The sequence below is a fragment of the Salmonella sp. SAL04162 genome (assembly GCF_046551535.1).
Classification (GTDB): Bacteria; Pseudomonadota; Gammaproteobacteria; order Enterobacterales; family Enterobacteriaceae; genus Salmonella; species Salmonella enterica.
In genome coordinates this window covers 147,390-170,721 of sequence record NZ_JBGDVX010000010.1, presented here as the reverse complement: position 1 = coordinate 170,721, position 23,332 = coordinate 147,390, and the positions used below count along the sequence as shown (strand labels likewise).

The following is a 23,332-nucleotide window of genomic DNA, read 5'->3' as shown; positions in this document are numbered from 1 at the left end:
CAGATTATGCCCGCCAGCGGCGGGCATAATCCATCAAAACGAGGCCGTCACACCGGCATAATAAGCCCGACCCGGTTCGTTATAGGTATTTGCCCCTTCGGCGGAGCGATAGATCTGTTTATCGAAGATATTGCTGATACCGACATTAAGACGCAGGTTCTTATTGATATCGTAATTAACGTTAGCGCCGACCAGTGAGTAAGCCCCCAGCGCTTTCCCGGACAATCCTTTGGTCTCTTCACTACGCGACTCCGCATGTGTTCGCGGTTTTTGCTTGCCGTATAACGTCCAGTTGACGTTAGCGGAGAGCGCGCTGGTAATAGTCCAGTCGAGGAAGGTATTCACCGTATATTTCGGGATTATCGATAAGGGATTGCCGGTATCTTTTTGCTCAGAAGCGATCATATAAGTCGCATTGGTATTCCAGTTCAGACGGTCCGGCATCAGCGGAACAGCCATGCTGGCTTCAATACCTTCAATCAGCGCTTTACCGCCGTTCTGCCACTGCAATACATAAGCGCCAGATGCGCTTCTGCCAATAATTTTATCACCTGCGACAATCTTATTCTGATAATCGTTACGGAAATACGTGACGCTTGCGTGGTAATCGTCTACGGTAAATTCCAGCCCAATCTCTTTATTGATACTAATTTCAGGATCGAGATTCTTATTACCGACCAGGTAACAGCCGCCCGACGTAATATCTTTTGGACAACCGTTGCCTTTCGAATAGAGTAAATACCCCTCACTGGTTTGATACAAGTTCGGTGCCTTAAAGGCCCGGGCAATACCGGCTTTCACCTTGACGTATTCACCTAACTCCTGGGAAAGGTTAAGACTGGGACTAAAATTACTCCCGGATTCGCTCAAATAGTCAAAACGCAGACCCGGAATAATATTGGTACCGGCCATGGGTTCGATATTATCTTCAACGTACAGCGCACTGATTTCCGATTTATTTTTGCTGCTACGGTTAGCCGCCGAACCGGGAATCCCGGCGATATTGCTATCCTTAACCGTCAGACTGGTAGAGGAAGGATCGTTCAGCTCATCGCGGTTCCACTCCGCGCCGACGGTGAGCGTTTGCTCAAATAGCCATATCACCGGGACATTCACCTCGCCGCTGGTGCGATACGAGGTCAGGCGGTTAGTGGTGAACGTCTGGTCGTTGGTAATACGCCCCTCGCCGCCGCCGGAGAGCCCCTCATTCATGCGGGTATTATCGGTTTTTTCATAGTAGAACCCCAGGCGGCTTTGCCCCCAGTCCCAGATGCCGTTATGAGTTAGACCGTAATTCTGCCGGTACAGGCGATTGGTCTCCCGCCCGGACTGCGCGAGACTTTTGGTAACCGCGTTTGAAGTACTGTTTTGCGTATCGCCGGCATAGATATTCCCCTGCCGACTGTATCCCGCTTCAAAATCAAGGATTTGCTGCGGGGTCATTTTCCATGAGAAGACGCTATTAATATCTTTATTGGTGACCCCCTCCCGTCCGGCGGCATTCTTGGTACCGGCGGAGGAGTTAATATCCCAGCTATCGGCATCGGTTCTGTTGAGATTACCGTACAGGCGCATCGTCAACGTATCACCAGCCAACGGGCCGCTAAGGCTAAAGTTACCCCGCCGGGTGTCGCCCTCTTTGCTGCTTTCCGGCTGGTTGGTATAGAGCGACAGCGAACCATGCCAGTCGTTAGTGGGGCGTTTGGTGATGATATTCACCACCCCACCTGCGGCACCGGAGCCATAGCGCGCGGCAGCGGGCCCACGGATCACTTCAATACGTTCTACCATCTCCGGCGGTACCCAGTTCGTATCGCCACGGGTGTCGCGTTCTCCGCGCCAGCTATAGCGAACCGAATTTCGCGACGTCACCGGCACGCCGTCAATCAGCACTAAGGTATTTTCCGGCCCCATACCACGAATATCAATTTGTCGGTTATTTCCGCGCGTCCCCGAGGCGCTATTGCCGGTAAGATTAACCCCAGGCATCTTACGAATAATATCGGCAAGATCGTTAACGGGAGGATTCTTCTGAATATCGTCACGAGTAATAATCGAAACGCCCGGCTGTTGCTTTAATACTTGCTCGGCGGTGGATTCAACCACCATCGTTTCGCCGTTGTCGTCAGTAGATTCTGCTGCTGATAATGGACTATTAACCCCTGTAGAAACCACGGTTATTAACCAGAGGAACTTCTTAACTCTCATACCCATTCCCTAAATAATGTCTAAAGTAGCGCTGTTGCCCTCAAGCTCACATCCTTGCCAGGTTACGGCTATATAGTAATTATTATCATATGATAATGATAATAATTATCATTCAATTAAGAAAAAGGCAATCTTTCGACCGCAAAAATCTGGTAATAAGAAAACGGAAACGGGATTTTGCAATATGACTCTCTGTCCGGGCTCCGCTTTGCCAGTAAATCCGGGAAGGGGGGCAGAATGCGCCTACTGAACGGAGGTTTTACAAAACAGGAGTAGAGAAATAAAACTATTTTTCAAAGCGTTAATGACAAGAAACACCCAGGTAAGATGGTATAGTGCGGCTCAGAGTCCACCGGCGCTTCCCTGCCGACGGCGAACCGTTCTTACAGTTTGCCAGCGACTTTCCGTCTGGGTAATGGTGGGATCGGATACGATTGTAGTCATTCGATATTTGATAATGAAAGTGATGTTGGTGCCAAAATACAAAGCGCCTGGTAATATTTATCAGGCGCTTTGCAGACAGAAAACCATCAAACATCGGTTTCTCGTTCTCCAGGAGCTACTGGAAAATATGACAACCCACAGTTAGTGGGTTTTACTGCCGTGTCTTGAGAAGTACCTTCTTGTATTCCCAAGTCGTCCAGGAGACGCCGCAACCAATAAAGTTCAATCGCCTGTATTTTTCTCTGTCGTCTGTCTTCCCTTTCAGAAGGCGGGCGAATATCAGACTCATGAGTACATGTAACACAATAACCTTTTAACTCTATCCACTTAGGCTTAGGGGGGCCCTTAGGCTCGGTAGGCGTCGAGCTGACAACGCACGAACAGGCACTTATACATCCAGGCATAACGTTTTCCTTTTCAAACAATTCGCTTTAGTTGGAAGTTCTACTTGAGAAAATAGAAATGGTTATTCAGATATTTTTACCGTCGCATACTCCTGTAATAATAAAAGATACTGTAAATAATTAACTCTCAGCTACTATTCAGTAGCAGATTGTTATTCTTACATTGCTTTTATTTTCGATTTACGTCAAAAAGGACTAAATATCTTCACTATAAAATTCGTTAAAAAGTGCTTGTGTACTTGTAGACATTGTGGCGTCTTCGGTACATGAACCGGTTAGTGTACAATCTTTAAAACTGGTATTTTTTAAATTAGCCTCGGACAAATCAACCTCGCCCAGGTTAGTAGAAATGAAACTCGCCTTTTGCAGGTTTGCCCGGGTTAAGACAGCGCCTTCCATATCAGTAGCCATTATAGTAGCACCCTTTAATGTCGCACCGCTCATATCGGCAAGTATAAGGTTTGCGCCTGAAACATTAGCGTGATTCATATTCGCACCGGAACAATTACATTCTACCATGCTACAGCCTAACAGACTCGCGTGTTGTAAATTGGCGCCAGTAAGATTAGCGTGATCGAGGATAGCGCCACACATAATAGTATCTTCCAGACAGGCGTTCGTTAAGTTACTGTTGCCTAATAATGCTCCCGATAGATTTGCGCCGCTTAAGTCTGCGTCACATAAATTTTCTGCCGTCAGATTTGCTCCGGGAAGGACAGCGCCTTTAAGATTCATGCCTCCCTGGGCAGTTAATATTACAGAATCCTGAGGGAGAGAAAACTCGGTTCTGAATAGTAAAGCTCGACATATTCTTTCAAAAGAGACAAGCGGAATTTCTCTTGTCTCAGAATTGTCGCCTTTACTGACTCGTACAATAACTTGTCCAGCTTCGTTATTCTCACCAGGAAGATTAAATTCGACACGACACCCGCCCATATCCTCCAGTATAATGTTTTCTGGCAACGGAGCACCTCTGCCAGGCATTGAACTATTCAATGTATCAGCCATAACCTCTATCAATTCCTTATACTGTGTTTCATTTCTCCGACGTACCCCACCACAGGTAAAAAAGTTAATGATATGTTCCAGAATAGTTTTGGGAGAGGTGGCTTGCCGCATAGCAGCATAAGTCCCCGCGCCAAAAGCAGATGTAGCCATACCGGCCAGACTACCGAGTGAACGCTGCATAATATTTTCTCCCAGAGAGCAACATAGTACATGATAAAATTTATCATATAGATTTGCATTTAGAGATAAGGTGAATACCCCCTTTGCGTCTGGTTACATAATCACGCATCACGACGCTTTGCTGTCTGACTTACACAATACCAGCCAAATAAATATATTGGCTTATACTCGTCATACTTCAAGTTGCATGTGCTGCGGCTGCGTTCCCTCACCCCAGTCACTTACTTTAGTAAGCTCCTGGGGATTCGCTCGCTTGCCGCCTTCCTGCAACTCGAATTATTTAGAGTATAAACATTATTTAAAATAATAAACGCGGCATTAGTTTTAATACTACGTTCAGGACTCATCCCACTCATTAGCAGAAAATCTATTAAAAAGCGTGTTCAGGCGTTTTATTGCTGCCATTGATAAACTGTTTAACAACGTCGTCTGTACAGGCCTTCTTCGTTGCCTTTACGTTTAACTCAATCAGGCTACCGTCTCGGTTATAAGTCTATCGAGTAGTAGGGACGTAGTATGACGATGCAGCAAAGTGATATGGAAAGATATAATCCATTATTAATGTTAAAAGAAGTCATGGCGCAGACGCCTTATCGCCATAAACGCTGGGGAGAGCGTAAGTTTCGCTATAAATTTGTATTACGTTGCCTTATTAACCCCGTAACGACAATTAAATACTTCAATGAATTATGCCATCTGTCTCAGCCCAGAACGCTGATCATTCATCGTCCCCTATTGCCGGCAAAAATCCAGCGGCCCTATTTGTATACCGGGCTTAGCATACGTTGCCGGGCAAGAGCTATTCTGGAACACTACCAGTTCGTTCAGTCCTTTCCGGAAAGTAAAATTAAAAAGATCCTTCTGTCCGAGGAACAAATCTTACTCGCTCACCTGGAAGGAAAAAACGGTGCTCTGGTAGATATCTACTGCGGTCCCTGTGGCTATGACAGAGAAGGTGAGCTGACATTAACGCTGTGCTTCAATGATACGCCGTTGGCACGTTTATCATTTTCCTTTATCCGCCATGAAGGGAAGCAAATAGCGCTGGTTGCCGGGTTACAAGGGCCCAGTAAACATATCGGCCCACAAGTCATACGTAACGCCACCAAAGATTGTTACGGTCTCTTTCCTAAACGGATGCTGTATGAAGCATTTGCGACATTGATGCAGGCCTGTAATGTCGACGAGATTTATGCGGTAAGTGAAAACAACCATGTTTATCGTCAACTCAGGTACTTATTCCAGAAGAAAAAAACTTTTGTGGCCAGCTATAGTGAATTCTGGGAGTCGCTAAACGGCGTTAAGAAAGGTGCCTTATATCATCTGCCATCACAGGTGATGCGTAAAGCTCCTGAAAGTATCCCCAGCAAAAAACGCGCAGAGTATCGGAAACGCTATCATATTCTGGATACAATAATACAAGAGGTTAACAGCCTCTCCCGGTAGAACTATTTCATACGCGGATGTGCAGATCCTGCTACCGTTCAGCGGATCTCTTTGAAATCTGTATCGCTACTGGATGGTTAAATACAGAATGGCTTGCGAGTGAAAAGCGCGGCATTAAACCGTCGCTTTCACTCATGCTATGATCAACATCTTAATCTTATTCCCTTCACCATAACGTCATCGATTAGCATGTTAACCATTAAATACAAGCTAAACATTTGTCACATTTTTATTTGGTTAAGCAAAAAAATAATACAAAATAGAATTTTCAGTAAGCCAAGTCAGGAGTTTTGGTGAAAATACAAGAAGTTAAGCGTATATTAACCCGCTGGCAGCCGTCTTCCTTTACCCTATACCGGGAGGTGTTTGCGCAATACGGCGGTAGTATCAATATGCACCCAGATATTGTTGATTATTTTATGAAGCGCCATAACTGGCATTTTAAATTCTTCCACTATGAAGAAGATGATAAGATTAAAGGCGCCTACTTTATTTGTAATGATCAGAATATTGGCATCCTGACGCGCAGAACCTTCCCGCTATCGTCAGATGAGATACTTATTCCGATGGCACCAGATTTACGCTGCTTCTTACCCGATCGTACTAACCGGCTTTCGGCGTTACATCAGCCACAAATACGCAATGCCATATGGAAACTCACCAGAAAAAAACAAAATTGTCTGGTCAAAGAAGCGTTCTCTTCTAAGTTTGAAAAAACACGCCGTAATGAATACCAGCGATTTCTTAAAAAAGGCGGAAGTGTAAAAAGCGTTGCTGATTGTTCTTCTGATGAACTGACTCATATTTTTATCGAGTTATTTCGGTCTCGTTTCGGCAACACTTCATCCTGCTATCCCGCTGATAACCTTGCCAACTTTTTTAGTCAACTGCATCACCTTCTGTTTGGGCATATTCTTTATATTGAAGGGATACCCTGTGCATTTGATATCGTACTGAAATCTGAAAGCCAGATGAACGTCTACTTTGACGTATCTAATGGTGCAATTAAAAATGAATGCAGGCCACTCAGTCCCGGCAGCATACTAATGTGGCTAAATATTAGCCGCGCCAGAAATTACTGCCAGGAAAGACAAAAAAAATTGCTTTTTTCCATCGGCATACTAAAGCCTGAATGGGAATATAAGCGCATGTGGTCGACCCCCTATTTTACCGGGAAATCGATTTGCTAAAAAGAAAGCCTGGACGTAAATATGTTTTTTACGTCCAGATTTTTCATAAATCCTGATGAACTGATAAAAAACTAAAATTTAATCAGAATTAAAAAAATAAGTTAACCACCATATAATCATAATGACAATTACTCGAAATTCACTTACACTATACTCGGTTTTATGGAATTGATTAACACGGTATGTTACAGATAACGTGCTAAAAAGCGTGCAGCGGTTATACATTTTCATATGTGTGTGTCATTAACCTGGCGTCAGGAACAGATGATGATGACAACCACCATTTTATCTCTTCTGGCCTGGCATACCGTCAGTAGATTAAAGGTGTAGCCTTGCTTTATGGCATTACAAAAATGCGGGTGGGGTCTATGCTCAATGCATACGTTATTTGTAACAACGCTCTTGTGCATAAACAATACGTTATTGTCAACAGCACTGAACGGGTACAGTGGTTCTTGCTGACAACAGGCTTAAAGATCGCCTTAACACGGGATACCTGATAACTGGATTATATTATGACACATGCAGACTGGCTGATTCTTGGGTATACAACTGTTATTATTATTTTTGGTATTGTATGTTATATCGGATTGCTTAAATTGATAACGAAAGGCAAGCATGAAAAATAACGCACTTACCGGGAAGAATATACTCTCAGGAGATAAAATGCTTCGGCAATGATATGACACCACTGCCGAAATGTTATTTTTACAGAAATCAATCAGGTATTGAGGGTGATTTTATCATAGCCGCGCCAGCGATAATTCAACAACGAGAGCAGCCAGAATAGCACAAAAGCGCCCACTACCCAGAAGCCCACATTCCCCATATGATCGTTAAGCGTGCTTACGGTCTGCCAAAATGTTCCGCTTAACTGTAACGCATCATCAATCAACCCCAGCGCCTCAAGCCCGCCAATCGCCAGCGCGACAATGACAGATGCGGCGGTAATGGTCATATTATAATAAAGCTTACGTAATGGATGCGAGAAAGCCCAACCGTAAGCGCCGACCATGACAAAGTTATCCAGGGAATCCACCAGCGCCATCCCGGCGGTAAACAGCACAGGAAAAATCATCATCGACCAGAGAGATAGCCCCTGGTTAGCTGCTGAAGCGGAAATGCCCAGCAGCCCAACCTCGGTTGCGGTATCAAATCCCAGACCAAACAGAAAACCGACAAAATACATATGCCAACTGGAAGTGACCAAACGAAACGTACGCTGAAATATACGCGTCATCAGCCCGCCAGGTATCGCCTCGTCATGCGCCCTCACTGACTCGCCGCGGGTAACCGAGCGAAATTGCCGCCAGACGTTGAACAAAATAAACAGGTTAAGCAGGGCCATCGCCAGCAGAAAAAAAGCGGAAACAGCCGTACCGATCAACGAACCATATTGATGCAAAACATCAATACGATCGCGAAATGCCATCGACGTCACAACAATCGCCAGACATGCCAGAACGACAATGGTCGAATGACCCAATGAAAAAAACGCCCCCACGCCTAAAGGCGTTTTACCCTGCTGCATCAGTTTACGGGTGACGGTATCGATGGCTGCGATATGATCGGCATCAACCGCATGACGCAGCCCAAAGCTATACGCCAGTATGGCTGCGCTTAGCATGACGGCATGGTGATGAAAAACACAGAACGCCCAAATCCAGGCCAGGATGTTAACCCCAACAAGAAAGACGGTTAATGCTATTCCCCGTCGTTTAGTATGATTATTCATGCCCCTGCACCCACTATATTTTTAATTAACGCTACGGTTTGTAGGGGGAATGTATGATCATTTGATTAAAACGTCACACCTCAAGATGCGACTTTTTGTAAACGTGCTTTACCGCTGACACATTTGTGCGCATTACTGCGGAACAAGGCTTAAAAAGCGTATCCGAACGTATAGCCCTCCCAACGCTTCGCTACGGGAAAAATGGGGATGAGTACGGTGCAGGCGTGCGATATCATTGACCAAAGCCAGACCAATGCCCGCCCCGGCCACATTTCCTACGTTATCGAGCCGGTGGAACGGCTGTAGCGCCAGATGGATGTGTTCATCATCAATACCGGGGCCGCTATCTTCGACAACCAGCGTCACGGCATCACTATCCCGTTCAAGCCGCGCGGTGACGATGCCTTGCTCAGGCGTGTATTTCAGCGCATTATCCAGCAAGTTTCCGCACAGCTCGCTAAGCAGTACCTCATCCCCCTCGATCCACATCGCTTCCTGTTCGCCTTCGTAGCCCAGGTCGATATGTTTACTCCGCGCCTGCGCCAGGCGGGTAAAACAGCCGCTCTGTACGATATCGTACAGATTCACCGGGGAAAAACGCCGCTCGCCCTGCTCTTTATGCTTTACCGCAGAAAGTTGCAACAATCTTTCCGTGAGCTGAATGGTGCTATCCAGCGTTACGCTCATCGCCTGCAGACTTTCGTACCAGTGATGAGGGTGCTGGCTGGCTAACGCCACCGCCGCCTGCGTTTTTAACACCGCCAGCGGCGTTTTTAACTGGTGAGAAGCATCGGCGCTAAAGCGTTCCTGCCGGGAGAGGATGCCGCGGAGCCTGTCAATGTAGCGATTAAACGCCACGATTAACAAGCGTGTTTCCGACCACGGCAGCAGTTCCGGCAGCGGCGTTAACAGACCCGGTTCGCGGCGTACCATTAATGACGAAAGTTGACGCATAGGGCGCAGGATCCGGCGTAATAACCAGCCAACCAGCACCAGGGTCAGCAACACCAGCAGCCCCTGTGAGATCCAGGAAGAGAACAGCAGTTGGCCCGCCAGATAACGACGGGACTGCAGCGTCTCTGCGACATAAATCTCCGCCATGCCGATAATGCCGCCTTCGTTGACCGGCTGTAGCAAACGCGCCACGCGGATCGCCTCGCCGCGATACTCGGTATGATAGAACCACGCCAGCGCCGGATAAAGCCGGGTACGAGGCGTAGCAGGCGGCATGGCGGGCAGATCGTCATAACCGGAAATGACCTTTCCGGAAGGGTCGACGACTTTGTAATAGAGTCGATCATTCATATTAAGCTCGAAGCTATCCAGCACCACCCAGGGCACGTTAACTTCCAGATGGTTATTGCGCACCACCAGCCGTTCCGATACCGTTCGCGCCGAGGAGAGCAACGTACGATCATAAGCCTGAGTGGCGGCCTGTAGCGCATTGACATAACTGTTAAACGCCGACAGCCCCCATAGCAGAATCAGCGGCAACCCCAGGAACAGTAAGAGTTGCAGGTACAACGATTGCGGCTTAACCCACTTCATCGCCGCGCTCCAGCACATAACCCAGGCCGCGCAGCGTCGTAATTCGTACATCGCTTCCCTGGAGTTTTTTACGCAGTCGATGAATATAAAGTTCGATGCTTTCAGGGCTTACCTCATCGTTCAGGCTGAACACCTGTTCAAAAAGCTGCTGACGCGAAACTGGTCGCGTTCGTCGGTACATCAATACGGTTAAGAGCGCCTGCTCACGCGGCGTCAGCGCTAACGGCTGTCCCTGTAACAGAAAATACCCTTCATCATGAAAGATCAATTCCCCCAGTTGCTGAACTTCATGAACCTGCCCAGCGCTGCGTCGGAGCAAGGCCCGTAAACGGGCATCCAGCTCTTCCAGTTCAAAGGGTTTCGGCAGATAGTCATCCGCGCCGACGTTGAGACCTTTTACGCGATCCGCCACCGCGCTTCGCGCCGTGAGCAGCAAAACGGGCAAGGTCTGACCGCGTTTACGCAGCCGTTGCACCACCTCCAGTCCATCCATTCCCGGCATATTGATATCCAGCACCGCCAGCGCGTACATTTCACTGTGCAGAAGATGGTCAGCCGCCAGGCCGTCAAATACGCAGTCCACGGCAAAGCCGTTTTGCACCAGCGCTTTCTCCAGCCAGTGAGCCAGCTCACGGTTATCTTCCGCCAATAAGAGACGCATATCACATCCTGTAAAGTTTCTGCCGCATTGAAAGGGAATTGAAAGGTTATTGTTTTAACAATCACGCAACCGAACTGCTACATGTCGGCTCACATAATCACAAAAATCTTCTTCCGAACCTGAAAAATCCGGACGTCCGGCGTGAGGATAAAAAATGAAAAAACAATTACTTCGTACCCTTACTGCAAGCATTTTATTAATGAGTACCTCTGTTCTGGCGCAGGAGGCGCCGTCGCGAACAGAATGTATCGCGCCAGCCAAACCTGGCGGCGGTTTCGACCTTACCTGTAAGCTGATTCAGGTGAGTTTGCTGGAGACTGGCGCAATCGAGAAACCCATGCGGGTAACGTATATGCCCGGCGGCGTCGGCGCTGTGGCCTATAACGCGATAGTCGCCCAACGCCCTGGCGAACCCGGGACTGTGGTCGCCTTTTCCGGCGGTTCGCTGCTCAACCTGTCGCAGGGGAAATTTGGTCGCTACGGCGTAGATGATGTGCGCTGGCTGGCAAGCGTGGGCACTGATTACGGCATGATCGCCGTGCGTGCGGATTCCCCGTGGAAAACGCTGAAAGATCTGATGACGGCGATGGAAAAAGATCCCAACAGCGTGGTCATTGGCGCTGGCGCCTCTATTGGCAGCCAGGACTGGATGAAGTCGGCGTTGCTGGCGCAAAAGGCGAACGTCGACCCGCACAAGATGCGCTACGTTGCCTTTGAAGGCGGCGGCGAGCCGGTGACAGCATTAATGGGCAACCATGTTCAGGTTGTCTCCGGCGATCTCAGTGAAATGGTGCCTTATCTGGGCGGCGACAAAATCCGCGTGCTTGCCGTCTTTTCAGAAAATCGTCTGCCGGGCCAGCTTGCCAATATCCCTACCGCTAAAGAACAGGGCTACGACCTGGTGTGGCCGATTATTCGCGGCTTCTACGTCGGGCCAAAAGTCAGCGATGCCGATTACCAATGGTGGGTGGATACCTTCAAGAAGCTCCAGCAAACCGACGAGTTTAAAAAGCAGCGCGATCTGCGCGGCCTGTTTGAGTTCGACATGACCGGCCAGCAGCTCGATGACTACGTGAAAAAACAGGTTACTGATTACCGTGAACAGGCGAAAGCCTTCGGACTCGCGAAATAATCGCGGAGGCAATGATGAGCGATCGTATCTTTGCGGGTATCTGGCTGTTGCTCTGTATCGCCGGGCTATTCATCGCCTGGCAGATCCAAAGCGAATACAGCTATGAACCCGTCGGCCCCCGCCCTTTTCCGCTGGGGATTATCGGCCTGATGGCGCTCTGCGCGCTGGCGCTGTTATTGCGCCATCCCGACACGGTGAGCTGGCCGCGCCGCCATGTTCTGCAAAAGCTAGTTACCATGATCATCATCCTGTTGATGTATGCCTGGGGATTCGAATGGCTGGGTTTTCCCATCGCCACCGCGCTTCTCACCATGGTTATCGGGATGCTGTTCGGCGCCACGATTCCAGCGGCGGGTATCTCCGGCGCGGTATTAGGCATTCTGCTGTGGTATGCCTTTGACCGGCTGCTTGATGTCACCTTACCTCTCGGCGCCTGGCTGAGTTAACGGAGCAACGATGGATACCTGGATATATCTTTCTCAGGGCTTTGCGGTGGCGATGACGCCGGAAAACCTGGTTATCGCGTTGATTGGCTGCTTCGTGGGCACGATCGTCGGTCTGCTGCCGGGCCTGGGACCGATCAACGGCGTGGCAATTTTACTGCCGCTGGCCTTTGCGTTGCATCTGCCTGCGGAGTCGGCGCTAATTCTGCTGGCGACGGTGTACATTGGCTGTGAGTATGGCGGCAGGATCTCCTCCATATTGCTCAACGTCCCCGGCGATGCGGCGGCGATCATGACGGCGCTGGACGGTTACCCGATGGCACAGCAAGGGAAAGGCGGCGTAGCGCTGTCGATTTCCGCAGTCAGCTCATTTTTCGGTTCATTAATCGCTATCGGCGGCATCATTCTGTTTGCCCCTTTACTGGCGCAATGGTCGCTGGCCTTCGGTCCGGCGGAATATTTCGCCTTAATGGTTTTTGCCATCGCCTGTCTTGGCAGCATGATGGCGCAAAACCCGCTTAAATCATTTCTGGCAGCGCTGATCGGTCTTGGCCTTGCGACCGTCGGCGTGGACGCCAACACCGGGGTTTATCGCTTTACCTTTGACAGCGTTCATCTTTCCGACGGCGTACAGTTTATCGTCGTGGTGATCGGCCTGTTCTCGGTATCAGAAATACTTTTAATGCTGGAACATACCAGCAGCGGGCAAACAATGGTCCGCAAAACGGGTCGAATGTTGTTCAACCTGAAAGAAGGCGCGCAGTGTATCGGCACCACCCTGCGTTCTTCGGTAATCGGCTTTTTTGTCGGCGTATTGCCCGGCGCCGGGGCGACCATCGCCAGCGCCATTACCTATATGACCGAGAAAAAACTCAGCGGCAACAGCGATAGCTTCGGCAAAGGGGATATTCGCGGCGTCGCGGCGCCGGAGGCGGCAAACAACGCCTCTGCCTGCGGCTCCTTCATCCCGATGCTGACGCTGGGCGTTCCCGGTTCCGGCACTACGGCAGTGATGATGGGGGCGCTGACGCTGTACAACATCACGCCAGGCCCGGCGATGTTCACCGAACAGCCGGATATCGTCTGGGGACTCATCGCTGCGCTGCTGATTGCGAACGTGATGCTGCTGATCATGAATATCCCGTTGATCGGTCTGTTCACCCGTATGCTCACCATTCCGCTGTGGTTCCTGGTACCCGCCATCGCTGCCGTATCGGCGGTAGGGGTGTATGCGGTACACAGCACCACCTTCGATCTGGTGCTGATGGTCGCGCTCGGCGTGTTAGGGTACATTTTACGTAAAATGCACTTCCCCATGTCGCCGCTGATCCTGGGATTCGTACTGGGGGAAATGCTGGAGCAGAACCTGCGTCGCGCACTCTCCATCAGTAACGGCAATATGGCGATTTTGTGGCAAAGCGGCGTTGCCAAAGCCCTGCTGATCATGGCGATCATGGTCATTGTCGTACCGCCAGTGTTACGTCTGATCCGTAAACACAGCCGTAAACCGCAGGTTGACGCCGGTTAATTGACTGCTGAAATACGTTGTACTTGTCCGGCCTACGCGCTCATGTGCCAGGCCGGGCAACCCCGCCAGCATCACTCTCCCCATAACTCACTCATTTTACCCCCCTTCTTGCCGTTGTCAGGCTCGTGGCGCCGTTAACCTCACCCTTCGCATTGTTAAATATTTGTTGTTTTTGATCACAATAATTAAACAAAAGCGGTTATTTCATACGCGTTCCTGGAAAATGTCGATATTTTTAATTTATGGCTACGAAATGAGCATCGCCATGTCTCCCTGACCATCTACCGAGAGGAATGATTCTGATGAATGCACTGACTGCCGTAAAAGCGAACACAGATGATTTAGCCCAATGCCATACTGGTTTCACCCTTGCCCCTTCGGCGCAGTCGCCGCGCCTGCTGGCGTTAACGTTTACGGCGGATACCACAAGACAATTTCTCCATCAGGTTGCGCAGTGGCCGGTGCAGGCGCTGGAATACAAATCTTTCTTACGTTTCAAAATCGGCAAGATCCTCGACGATCTGTGCGGCAATCAGCTACAACCGCTGTTGATCAAAACGCTCCTCAACCGTGCACAAGGCGCGCTGTTAATCAGCGCCGAAGGGATCGATGATGTCGCACAGGCAGAAGAGATGGTCAAACTGGCGACGGCGGTGGCGCATCTTATTGGTCGCTCCAACTACGATGCGATGAGCGGCCAGTATTACGCGCGTTTCGTGGTCAAAAACGTCGACAACTCCGACAGTTATCTGCGCCAGCCCCACCGCGTAATGGAACTGCACAATGACGGCACCTATGTTGAGGAGGTGACCGACTACGTGCTGATGATGAAAATCGACGAACAAAATATGGAAGGCGGTAATTCGCTGCTGCTGCACCTTGATGACTGGGAACATCTGGAGTCGTTTTTTACCCATCCGCTGGCGCGTCGCGTCATGCGCTGGGCGGCGCCGCCAAGCAAGAATGTTAGCCATGACGTCTGGCACCCGGTGTTTGATGTCGACCAACAAGGCCGCCCGGTCATGCGTTATATCGACCAGTTCGTCCAGCCAAAAGACTTTGAAGAAGGCGTCTGGCTCAGCGAGCTTTCAGACGCGCTGGAAACCAGTCAAAACATCCTCTCCGTACCGGTACCGGTCGGCAAATTCCTGCTGATTAACAATCTGTTCTGGCTACATGGACGCGATCGTTTTACGCCGCATCCTGACTTGCGTCGCGAACTGATGCGCCAGCGCGGTTACTTCGCCTACGCCGCCAGCCATTATCAAACTCACCAATAAGCGCCACGGCGAAGGAATTACGCGGATGTATGATTTTGTGATTATCGGCGGCGGCATTATCGGCATGTCGACCGCCATGCAACTTATTGATGTCTACCCGGATGCGCGCATCGCGTTGCTGGAAAAAGAGTCCGCGCCAGCTTGCCACCAGACCGGGCATAACAGCGGCGTGATCCATGCCGGGGTGTACTACACGCCCGGCAGCCTCAAAGCGCAGTTTTGTCTGGCAGGCAATCAGGCGACCAAAACCTTTTGCGATCAAAACAACATCCGCTACGACACCTGCGGCAAAATGTTGGTCGCCACCTCGGAGCTGGAAATGGCGCGGATGCGCGCGCTATGGGAGCGGACGGCGGCCAACGGCTTAGAGCGCGAGTGGTTAAGCGCGGCGGAGCTGCGTGAACGCGAACCCAATATCATTGGCCTGGGCGGGATTTTTGTCCCTTCCAGCGGGATTGTCAGCTATCGCGATGTCGCGACGGCCATGGCGAACCGCTTTCAGGCCAAAGGCGGCGAGATCATCTACCATGCCGAGGTCAGCGCGCTAACAGAACATGCCGCTGGCGTTGTCATTCGCACCTCGCAAGGTCGGGAAATCGAAACCGCTACGCTTATCGGCTGTGCAGGACTGATGGCGGATCGGCTGGTCAAAATGCTGGGCGTGGAGCCCGGTTTTATTATCTGCCCTTTCCGCGGCGAGTACTTTCGTCTGGCCCCGCGACACAACCGGATCGTTAACCATTTGATCTACCCGATCCCCGATCCGGCAATGCCGTTTCTCGGCGTCCATCTTACCCGCATGATCGACGGCAGCGTTACGGTCGGGCCGAATGCGGTGCTGGCGCTTAAACGCGAAGGCTACCGTAAGCGCGACGTTTCCTTCACCGACACCCTGGAGATTTTCCGCTCCGCCGGCATTCGCCGCGTACTGCAAAACCATCTGCTTTCCGGACTGGGCGAGATGAAAAACTCGCTGTGCAAAAGCGGCTATTTGCGGCGAGTACAAAAGTATTGCCCCAGCCTGACCGTCAACGATCTCCAGCCCTGGCCGGCAGGCGTGCGGGCGCAGGCGGTTTCGCCGGACGGCAAACTGATTGATGATTTTCTGTTTGTCACGACGCCGCGTTCCATTCACACCTGTAACGCCCCCTCCCCGGCGGCGACATCCGCGATACCTATCGGCGCGCATATCGTCAGCAAAGTTCAGGCGCTACGCGCAAGCCAGAGCAACCCCGGACGTGCGCTGCGTGCGGCACGCAGCGTGGACGCATTACACGCCGCATTTACCCGTTAACCCTTCAGACAGGAAGCAATTATGCAACTTAACGACTCTACCCTGTTCCGCCAGCAGGCCTTTATCGATGGCGACTGGCGCGACGCGCGCGGCGGCGATGTCATCCCCGTGAGCAACCCCGCCAACGGGAAACCGATCGGCAATGTGCCCAAAATGGGGGCGGAAGAGACTCGCGACGCCATCAATGCCGCCAATCGCGCCCTGCCCGCCTGGCGCGCGCTCACCGCCAAAGAGCGAGCCAATATCCTGCGTCGCTGGTTCAATCTGATGATGGAAAATCAGGACGATTTGGCGCGTCTGATGACGCTGGAACAGGGCAAACCGCTGGCGGAAGCGAAAGGCGAAATTAGCTACGCCGCCTCGTTTATTGAATGGTTCGCCGAAGAGGGGAAACGTATCTATGGCGACACGATTCCAGGTCATCAGGCCGATAAACGGCTGCTGGTGATTAAGCAGCCCATCGGCGTCACCGCCGCGATTACCCCGTGGAACTTTCCCTCGGCAATGATCACCCGTAAAGCCGGCCCCGCGCTGGCCGCAGGCTGCACAATGGTACTCAAACCCGCCAGCCAGACGCCGTTTTCCGCGCTAGCGCTGGCGGAACTGGCCCGGCGCGCCGGAATTCCCGCAGGCGTATTTAACGTCGTTACCGGTTCGGCAGGCGATATCGGCGGCGAGCTGACCAGCAACCCGCTGGTACGCAAACTGTCGTTTACCGGCTCGACGGAGATTGGCCGCCAGCTAATGGAACAATGCGCCAAAGACATTAAAAAAGTGTCGCTGGAGTTGGGCGGCAATGCGCCGTTTATCGTCTTTGACGATGCCGATCTGGATAAAGCCGTCGAAGGCGCGCTGGCTTCGAAGTTTCGCAACGCCGGGCAGACCTGTGTCTGCGCCAATAGATTGTATGTACAGGACGGCGTTTACGATCGTTTTGCGGAAAAACTCAACCAGGCGGTAAATAAGCTCGCGGTCGGCGACGGCCTGCAAGCCGACGTTGCTATCGGGCCGCTGATTGATGAAAAAGCCGTGGCGAAAGTCCAGGAGCATATCGCCGATGCGCTGGAAAAAGGCGCCCGCGTCATTACGGGTGGTGAAGCGCACAAATTGGGCGGCAACTTCTTTCAACCGACCATTCTGGCGGATGTTCCTGATAACGCGAAAGTCGCCAAAGAAGAGACATTCGGGCCGCTCGCGCCTCTGTTCCGCTTCAGCGACGAGGCGGATGTCATCAGGCAGGCTAACGATACCGAGTTCGGCCTGGCAGCCTATTTTTATGCACGCGATTTAAGCCGCGTTTTCCGCGTCGGCGAAGCGCTGGAATACGGCATCGTCGGTATTAATACCGGCATTATCTCCAACGAAGTCGCGCCTTTCGGCGGTATTAAGGCCTCCGGATTAGGCCGTGAAGGTTCCAAATACGGCATCGAAGATTATTTAGAAATCAAATATATGTGCATCGGCCTTTAACAGGAGAGTCGCTAATGAATACCAATAACGCTTTAATGCAGCGCCGTCATAACGCCGTTCCTCGCGGCGTGGGCCAGATTCACCCGATTTTCGCCGAGCGGGCGGAAAATTGTCGGGTCTGGGATGTCGAAGGCCGTGAGTATCTCGATTTCGCGGGCGGCATTGCCGTCCTGAACACTGGTCATTTACATCCGGGCATTGTTTCAGCGGTCGAAGCGCAGTTGAAGAAATTGTCGCATACCTGTTTTCAGGTGCTGGCCTATGAACCGTACCTGGCGTTGTGCGAACGCATGAACCAGAAGGTACCGGGCGATTTCGCCAAAAAAACGTTGCTGGTCACGACCGGTTCAGAAGCGGTTGAAAACGCCGTGAAAATCGCCCGCGCGGCGACAAAACGCAGCGGTGCTATCGCGTTTAGCGGCGCTTACCACGGTCGTACCCACTACACGCTCTCTCTGACCGGGAAAGTACACCCGTACTCTGCTGGTATGGGATTGATGCCAGGCCACGTCTACCGCGCGCTTTATCCTTGCCCGCTTCACAACATCAGCGATGACGACGCGATCGCCAGCATTGAACGCATCTTTAAAAATGATGCCGCGCCGGAAGATATCGCCGCCATTATTATTGAGCCGGTACAGGGCGAAGGCGGATTTTACGCCACCTCTCCCGCGTTTATGCAGCGACTGCGCGCGCTATGCGACCAACACGGCATTATGTTGATTGCCGACGAAGTGCAAAGCGGCGCGGGCCGGACCGGTACGCTGTTCGCCATGGAACAGATGGGCGTTGCGGCAGATATTACCACGTTTGCGAAATCGATCGCCGGCGGCTTTCCGCTGGCAGGCGTTACCGGCCGGGCAGACGTGATGGACGCTATCGCGCCGGGCGGTCTGGGCGGCACCTATGCCGGAAACCCGATTGCCTGCGCCGCCGCGCTGGCGGTACTGGACATTTTCGAGCAGGAAAATCTACTGCAAAAGGCAAATACGCTTGGCAAAACGCTGCGCGATGGCCTGATGGAGATAGCGGAAACGCACCGTGAGATTGGCGACGTGCGCGGACTGGGCGCCATGATCGCCATTGAGTTGTTCGAAAATGGCGACCCCGGCAAACCGAACGCGGCTCTGACCGCCGACATTGTGGCCCGCGCCCGCGAGAAAGGGTTAATTCTGCTCTCCTGCGGTCCTTACTACAACATCTTGCGCATCCTCGTTCCACTCACTATTGAGGCCTCGCAGATTCGGCAAGGCCTGGAGATTATCGCCCAGTGCTTTGATGAGGCGAAACAAGCGTAATGTCCAATAAGCAGCGTCGGATGGCGACGTAACTGTCTTATCCGGCCTACAAAATCCGTTTCGATTGTAGGCCGAATAAGCCAGGCGCCATCCGGTAAACGAGCGCAATAACAATAAAGAGGTTTTAGGATGGGGCAATTGTCAGAATCACATGCATTAGGGGGCGGGCTGAAATCACGCCACGTCACCATGTTATCGATCGCCGGCGTCATCGGCGCCAGCCTGTTTGTCGGCTCCAGCGTGGCGATTGCGGAGGCCGGCCCTGCGGTACTGCTGGCCTATCTGTTCGCAGGACTTTTAGTCGTCATGATTATGCGAATGCTGGCTGAAATGGCCGTCGCCACGCCGGATACCGGTTCTTTTTCCACCTATGCGGATAAAGCGATCGGCCCCTGGGCCGGGTATACCATCGGCTGGTTATACTGGTGGTTTTGGGTGCTGGTTATTCCGCTGGAGGCCAATATTGCCGCCATTATTCTGAATTCATGGATACCGGGTATTCCGGTGTGGCTATTTTCATTAGTGATTACGCTTGCCTTAACCGGAAGCAATTTATTGAGCGTCAAAAATTACGGCGAATTCGAATTCTGGCTGGCGCTATGTAAAGTGATTGCTATCCTGGCGTTTATCGCGCTGGGCGCGACGGCGATTAGCGGTTTTTATCCATATGCCGAGGTAAGCGGTATCTCCCGGCTATGGGATCACGGCGGTTTTATGCCTAACGGCTTCGGCGCGGTGTTAAGCGCCATGTTGATCACCATGTTCTCTTTTATGGGCGCGGAAATCGTCACTATTGCTGCCGCGGAATCCGATACGCCGGATAAACATATCGTACGCGCCACCAATTCTGTTATCTGGCGAATTTCCATCTTTTACCTGTGTTCCATTTTTGTGGTGGTGGCGCTGATCCCGTGGAATATGCCGGGTCTGAAAAGCGTAGGTTCGTACCGTTCGGTACTGGAGCTGCTTCATATTCCGCACGCAAAATTCATTATGGACTGCGTGATTTTGTTGTCGGTGACCAGTTGTCTGAACTCCGCATTATATACCGCCTCCCGGATGCTCTATTCCCTTAGTCGCCGCGGCGATGCGCCTGCGATAATGGGAAAAACTAATCGTAGCAAAACGCCCTGGGTGGCGGTTCTCCTCTCTACCGGCGCGGCCTTTTTAACCGTTGTCGTCAATTATTACGCCCCGGCAAAAGTGTTTAAATTTCTTATCGACAGTTCTGGCGCCATCGCGCTGCTGGTCTATCTGGTGATTGCGATTTCGCAATTGCGGATGCGTAAAATTCTGCTGGCGCAGGGCGGAGAAATTAAGTTGAAAATGTGGCTTTATCCGTGGCTCACCTGGCTGGTTATCGGCTTTATCTGCTTTGTTCTGGTGGTGATGCTATTTCGACCGGCACAGCAATTAGAAGTCATTTCGACGGGGCTGTTAGGGCTGGGCATAATAGGTACTGTCCCCATTATGTCTCGCTGGAAAAAACTGATAAGGTGGCAAAAAGCCCCCCTGCAAAACCTACGTTAGTTATTCCCGGCGTCAGCCGGGAAGCTTCTCAGGAGTAAAAGATGACCGCCCTTTCCCAACCGACGGCCATAGATGGCTATCGCTGGCTTAAAAATGACATTATTCGCGGCACTTATCAGCCGGATGAGAAACTGCGGATGAGTTTATTAACCGCCCGCTATGCGCTCGGCGTAGGGCCGCTGCGCGAGGCGCTGTCACAACTGGTGGCGGAACGGCTGGTCACCGTGGTGAATCAAAAAGGCTATCGCGTGGCATCCATGTCAGAGGCGGAACTCCTCGATATTTTTGACGCGCGCGCCAATATGGAAGCGATGCTGGTACGCCTGGCGATTGAACGCGGCGATGATGCGTGGGAGGCGGAGATCCTGGCGCGAGCGCATATGCTCAGTAAACTGGAAGCCAGCGATGCCAGTGAACATATGCTCGATGAATGGGACCAGCGCCACCAGGCGTTCCATTCCGCCATTGTCGCCGGGTGCGGCTCCCACTATCTGCTACAGATGCGTGAACGCTTATTTGACCTGGCGGCCCGCTACCGCTTTATTTGGTTACGTGAAACCGTTCTGTCCGTCGAGATGCTGGAAGATAAACATATTCAGCATCACACGCTAACCGAAGCGATACTGGCGCGCGAGGCGGCACGCGCCAGCGAATTAATGCGTCAGCATTTGCTGACGCCGATTCCCATTATTCGCCAGGCGATGGCAGGAAAAATGTAGCCTGGCGCGGCCTGATAGCCATTATTCTTCAGGAATACGCAACACTTGTCCCGGATATATTTTTTCCGGGCTTTTCAGCATCGGTTTATTTGCCTCGAAGATTTTATTATACAGATTGGCGTTACCATACACTTGCTTTGAAATAGCGCTCAGGGTGTCGCCTGATTTTACGGTATAAAACTGACTTTCAGCCGCCGGCGTCGTGGTTTTAACCTGATCGTCAACGCTGCTAATCCCGGCGATATTCCCCACGGCAACCAGAATTTTTTCTTTTGCCTCCTGACTCAGCCCATCACCCGTCACTGTCGCTTTTCCATCCGCAATTTGCACATTCACTTTGTCAGCGTCGGGTATTCCCGTTTTATTTAAATGTTCCTGAACTTTTTTCGCCTGATCGTCCTTATCATGATTAGCGGTTACCGCGTCCCAGAGTTTTTCACCTGCATCTTTTACAAAATTGAAAAGTCCCATATTCACCTCGCTTGTCAAAAATACACACAAAGAAAAGTGTAGCAGAGGGAATGAGGTTATCCTGATAAGCGGCGCTTATGCGCCGCCGGTGGCCGGTAATTAATGACGCATCTGAACCCAAAATGCGTGGATAAGCCCCGGAATATATCCGAGTAATGTCAGCAGGATATTAAGGATAAATGCCCAACCGAACCCTTTTCCTAAAAGTACGCCGAGCGGAGGCAAAATAATCGTAAATACAATTCTCCAGAAACCCATATACACTCCATACAAGCAAAATTAGTCGTTGTTTAAAAAGAGATTTTATCTCTAAGCATAGTCAGTTTACCTGAGCCTGCCAGTCACGCGCCGCGCTTTTACCCTCCTTTACGCTCTTTACGCTGGCATTAGGTTGACGTTTATTTTAGAATTAACTAAATTTAGAAAATACTTAAATAACTATGACAGAGCTTGAACAACTTCAGGCCAGCGCAGAACAGGCGGCGGCCCTGCTCAAAGCGATGAGCCACCCAAAAAGATTACTGATTTTATGTATGCTTTGCGGTTCGCCAAAAACCAGCGCAGGCGAACTGGCGCGCATTACCGGGCTAAGCCCCTCCGCGACATCGCAACATCTGGCGCGGATGCGGGAAGAAGGGCTGATTGATAGTCAACGCGATGCCCAGCGCATTCACTATTTCATTAAAAATAAGGCGGTTAATACGATTATCGCCACGTTAAAGAATCTCTATTGTCCATAAGGAGGCACGATGTCCATTGGGATAGTTTCCCCCCGTGAGGCGCAAGCGCTGATAGCGCAAGGCGCGAAACTGATTGATGTGCGCGACGCCGATGAATATCTGCGCGAGCATATTCCACATGCGCAACTGGCGCCGCTTTCCCGGCTTGAACAGGGCGATTTGCCCGCCAACCTGCGAGCGGAACAGATTATTTTTCACTGTCAGTCAGGTAAACGAACCAGCAGCAATGCAGCAAAACTACAGGCCATTGCCGCCCCTGCTCAGGTCAGTCTACTGGAAGGCGGCATCGACGGATGGAAAGCGGCAGGATTGCCCGTCACAGAAGACAAATCGCAACCGTTGCCGCTGATGCGTCAGGTGCAAATCGCCGCCGGCGGGTTGACGTTGCTTGGGGTGATTCTGGGCTATACGGTCCACGGCGGCTTTTTCCTCATTAGTGGTTTTGTCGGGGCCGGGTTAATGCTGGCAGGCATGACCGGCTTCTGCGGAATGGCGCGACTACTGGAAAAAATGCCCTGGAATACCCGTACTCATTAAGCGGTACCTTCACCACGCGTCGGTAAGTGTGAGTAGACTGAAGGCGGGTTTATAGCATTGTTCAAC

The 23,332-nt window shown here is 51.2% G+C and carries 20 protein-coding genes; 13 read left to right on the top strand and 7 right to left on the bottom strand.

The window, feature by feature from the left end; translation table 11 throughout:
* Window positions 1-33 precede the first annotated feature (33 nt).
* Both ACLJRH_RS19325 and pipB2 read right to left on the bottom strand, forming a co-directional pair.
* Window positions 34-2,208: a TonB-dependent siderophore receptor gene (locus tag ACLJRH_RS19325; protein ID WP_023136560.1), complete on the bottom strand. Its 2,175-nt coding sequence runs from the start codon at window positions 2,206-2,208 to the stop codon at window positions 34-36.
* Between the two features lie 1,043 nt (window positions 2,209-3,251).
* Window positions 3,252-4,244, bottom strand: a complete 993-nt coding sequence (gene pipB2, locus ACLJRH_RS19320; protein ID WP_023136559.1) for a type III secretion system effector PipB2 — start codon at window positions 4,242-4,244, stop codon at window positions 3,252-3,254.
* A gap of 516 nt (window positions 4,245-4,760) precedes the next feature.
* Between pipB2 and ACLJRH_RS19315 the strand changes: the two genes are divergently transcribed.
* Together ACLJRH_RS19315 and ACLJRH_RS19310 are read left to right on the top strand one after the other, a co-directional pair.
* A complete protein-coding gene (locus tag ACLJRH_RS19315) occupies window positions 4,761-5,690 on the top strand; it encodes a VirK family antimicrobial peptide resistance protein (protein WP_000178742.1) in 930 nt (309 codons plus the stop codon).
* 293 nt (window positions 5,691-5,983) lie between these two features.
* Entirely contained in the window at window positions 5,984-6,880 is an 897-nt protein-coding gene (locus ACLJRH_RS19310; RefSeq protein WP_000701508.1) for an antimicrobial resistance protein Mig-14, read from the top strand.
* A 721-nt stretch (window positions 6,881-7,601) separates the two neighbouring features.
* On the opposite strand, the gene ACLJRH_RS19305 is transcribed toward ACLJRH_RS19310, so the two are convergent.
* The 3 genes from ACLJRH_RS19305 to tctD form a co-directional block, all read right to left on the bottom strand.
* Window positions 7,602-8,615 (bottom strand): HoxN/HupN/NixA family nickel/cobalt transporter, encoded by a 1,014-nt coding sequence (locus ACLJRH_RS19305; protein ID WP_001059351.1) that lies wholly within the window; start codon window positions 8,613-8,615, stop codon window positions 7,602-7,604.
* 132 nt (window positions 8,616-8,747) lie between these two features.
* On the bottom strand, window positions 8,748-10,163 hold the full coding sequence (locus tag ACLJRH_RS19300; protein WP_000872340.1) for a sensor histidine kinase: 1,416 nt from the start codon (window positions 10,161-10,163) through the stop codon (window positions 8,748-8,750).
* The gene (gene tctD, locus ACLJRH_RS19295) at window positions 10,150-10,824 is read right to left on the bottom strand and encodes a transcriptional regulator TctD (protein WP_001237934.1); all 675 of its coding nucleotides are present in this window, start codon (window positions 10,822-10,824) and stop codon (window positions 10,150-10,152) included. The genes ACLJRH_RS19300 and tctD overlap by 14 nt, the downstream gene beginning before the upstream one ends.
* 154 nt (window positions 10,825-10,978) lie before the next feature.
* Between tctD and ACLJRH_RS19290 the strand changes: the two genes are divergently transcribed.
* The 9 genes from ACLJRH_RS19290 to csiR all read left to right on the top strand — a co-directional run bounded on the left by ACLJRH_RS19290 (window position 10,979) and on the right by csiR (window position 21,518).
* The gene (locus tag ACLJRH_RS19290; RefSeq protein WP_000744413.1) at window positions 10,979-11,956 is read left to right on the top strand and encodes a Bug family tripartite tricarboxylate transporter substrate binding protein; all 978 of its coding nucleotides are present in this window, start codon (window positions 10,979-10,981) and stop codon (window positions 11,954-11,956) included.
* A gap of 11 nt (window positions 11,957-11,967) precedes the next feature.
* The gene (locus ACLJRH_RS19285) at window positions 11,968-12,402 is read left to right on the top strand and encodes a tripartite tricarboxylate transporter TctB family protein (protein WP_077905333.1); all 435 of its coding nucleotides are present in this window, start codon (window positions 11,968-11,970) and stop codon (window positions 12,400-12,402) included.
* Between the two features lie 10 nt (window positions 12,403-12,412).
* On the top strand, window positions 12,413-13,927 hold the full coding sequence (locus ACLJRH_RS19280) for a tripartite tricarboxylate transporter permease (protein WP_000382034.1): 1,515 nt from the start codon (window positions 12,413-12,415) through the stop codon (window positions 13,925-13,927).
* Between the two features lie 302 nt (window positions 13,928-14,229).
* Window positions 14,230-15,207 (top strand): glutarate dioxygenase GlaH, encoded by a 978-nt coding sequence (gene glaH, locus ACLJRH_RS19275; RefSeq protein ID WP_015406327.1) that lies wholly within the window; start codon window positions 14,230-14,232, stop codon window positions 15,205-15,207.
* Between the two features lie 25 nt (window positions 15,208-15,232).
* The gene (gene lhgO / locus ACLJRH_RS19270) at window positions 15,233-16,501 is read left to right on the top strand and encodes an L-2-hydroxyglutarate oxidase (RefSeq protein ID WP_023136556.1); all 1,269 of its coding nucleotides are present in this window, start codon (window positions 15,233-15,235) and stop codon (window positions 16,499-16,501) included.
* Between the two features lie 21 nt (window positions 16,502-16,522).
* Window positions 16,523-17,971, top strand: a complete 1,449-nt coding sequence (gene gabD, locus ACLJRH_RS19265; protein WP_023136555.1) for an NADP-dependent succinate-semialdehyde dehydrogenase — start codon at window positions 16,523-16,525, stop codon at window positions 17,969-17,971.
* Window positions 17,972-17,985: 14 nt separating this feature from the next.
* Window positions 17,986-19,269 carry a 4-aminobutyrate--2-oxoglutarate transaminase gene (gene gabT / locus ACLJRH_RS19260; RefSeq protein ID WP_023136554.1) on the top strand — a complete coding sequence of 428 codons (1,284 nt, stop codon included), beginning with the start codon at window positions 17,986-17,988 and terminating at the stop codon, window positions 19,267-19,269.
* Window positions 19,270-19,398: 129 nt separating this feature from the next.
* On the top strand, window positions 19,399-20,799 hold the full coding sequence (gene gabP, locus ACLJRH_RS19255; RefSeq protein ID WP_000531288.1) for a GABA permease: 1,401 nt from the start codon (window positions 19,399-19,401) through the stop codon (window positions 20,797-20,799).
* A gap of 41 nt (window positions 20,800-20,840) precedes the next feature.
* Window positions 20,841-21,518 (top strand): DNA-binding transcriptional regulator CsiR, encoded by a 678-nt coding sequence (csiR, locus tag ACLJRH_RS19250; protein ID WP_000126152.1) that lies wholly within the window; start codon window positions 20,841-20,843, stop codon window positions 21,516-21,518.
* A 21-nt stretch (window positions 21,519-21,539) separates the two neighbouring features.
* Here the strand turns inward: csiR and lysM are convergent, their stop codons facing one another.
* Together lysM and ACLJRH_RS19240 are read right to left on the bottom strand one after the other, a co-directional pair.
* Entirely contained in the window at window positions 21,540-21,989 is a 450-nt protein-coding gene (lysM, locus tag ACLJRH_RS19245; protein ID WP_000522406.1) for a peptidoglycan-binding protein LysM, read from the bottom strand.
* Window positions 21,990-22,088: 99 nt separating this feature from the next.
* Entirely contained in the window at window positions 22,089-22,247 is a 159-nt protein-coding gene (locus ACLJRH_RS19240) for a YqaE/Pmp3 family membrane protein (protein ID WP_000508175.1), read from the bottom strand.
* A gap of 182 nt (window positions 22,248-22,429) precedes the next feature.
* On the opposite strand from ACLJRH_RS19240, the gene ACLJRH_RS19235 reads away from it, so the two are divergent.
* Complete coding sequence (locus ACLJRH_RS19235; protein WP_000137434.1) at window positions 22,430-22,729, top strand: ArsR/SmtB family transcription factor; 300 nt, start codon at window positions 22,430-22,432, stop codon at window positions 22,727-22,729.
* Between the two features lie 9 nt (window positions 22,730-22,738).
* The gene (locus tag ACLJRH_RS19230) at window positions 22,739-23,266 is read left to right on the top strand and encodes a rhodanese family protein (protein WP_000022011.1); all 528 of its coding nucleotides are present in this window, start codon (window positions 22,739-22,741) and stop codon (window positions 23,264-23,266) included.
* Window positions 23,267-23,332 lie beyond the last annotated feature (66 nt).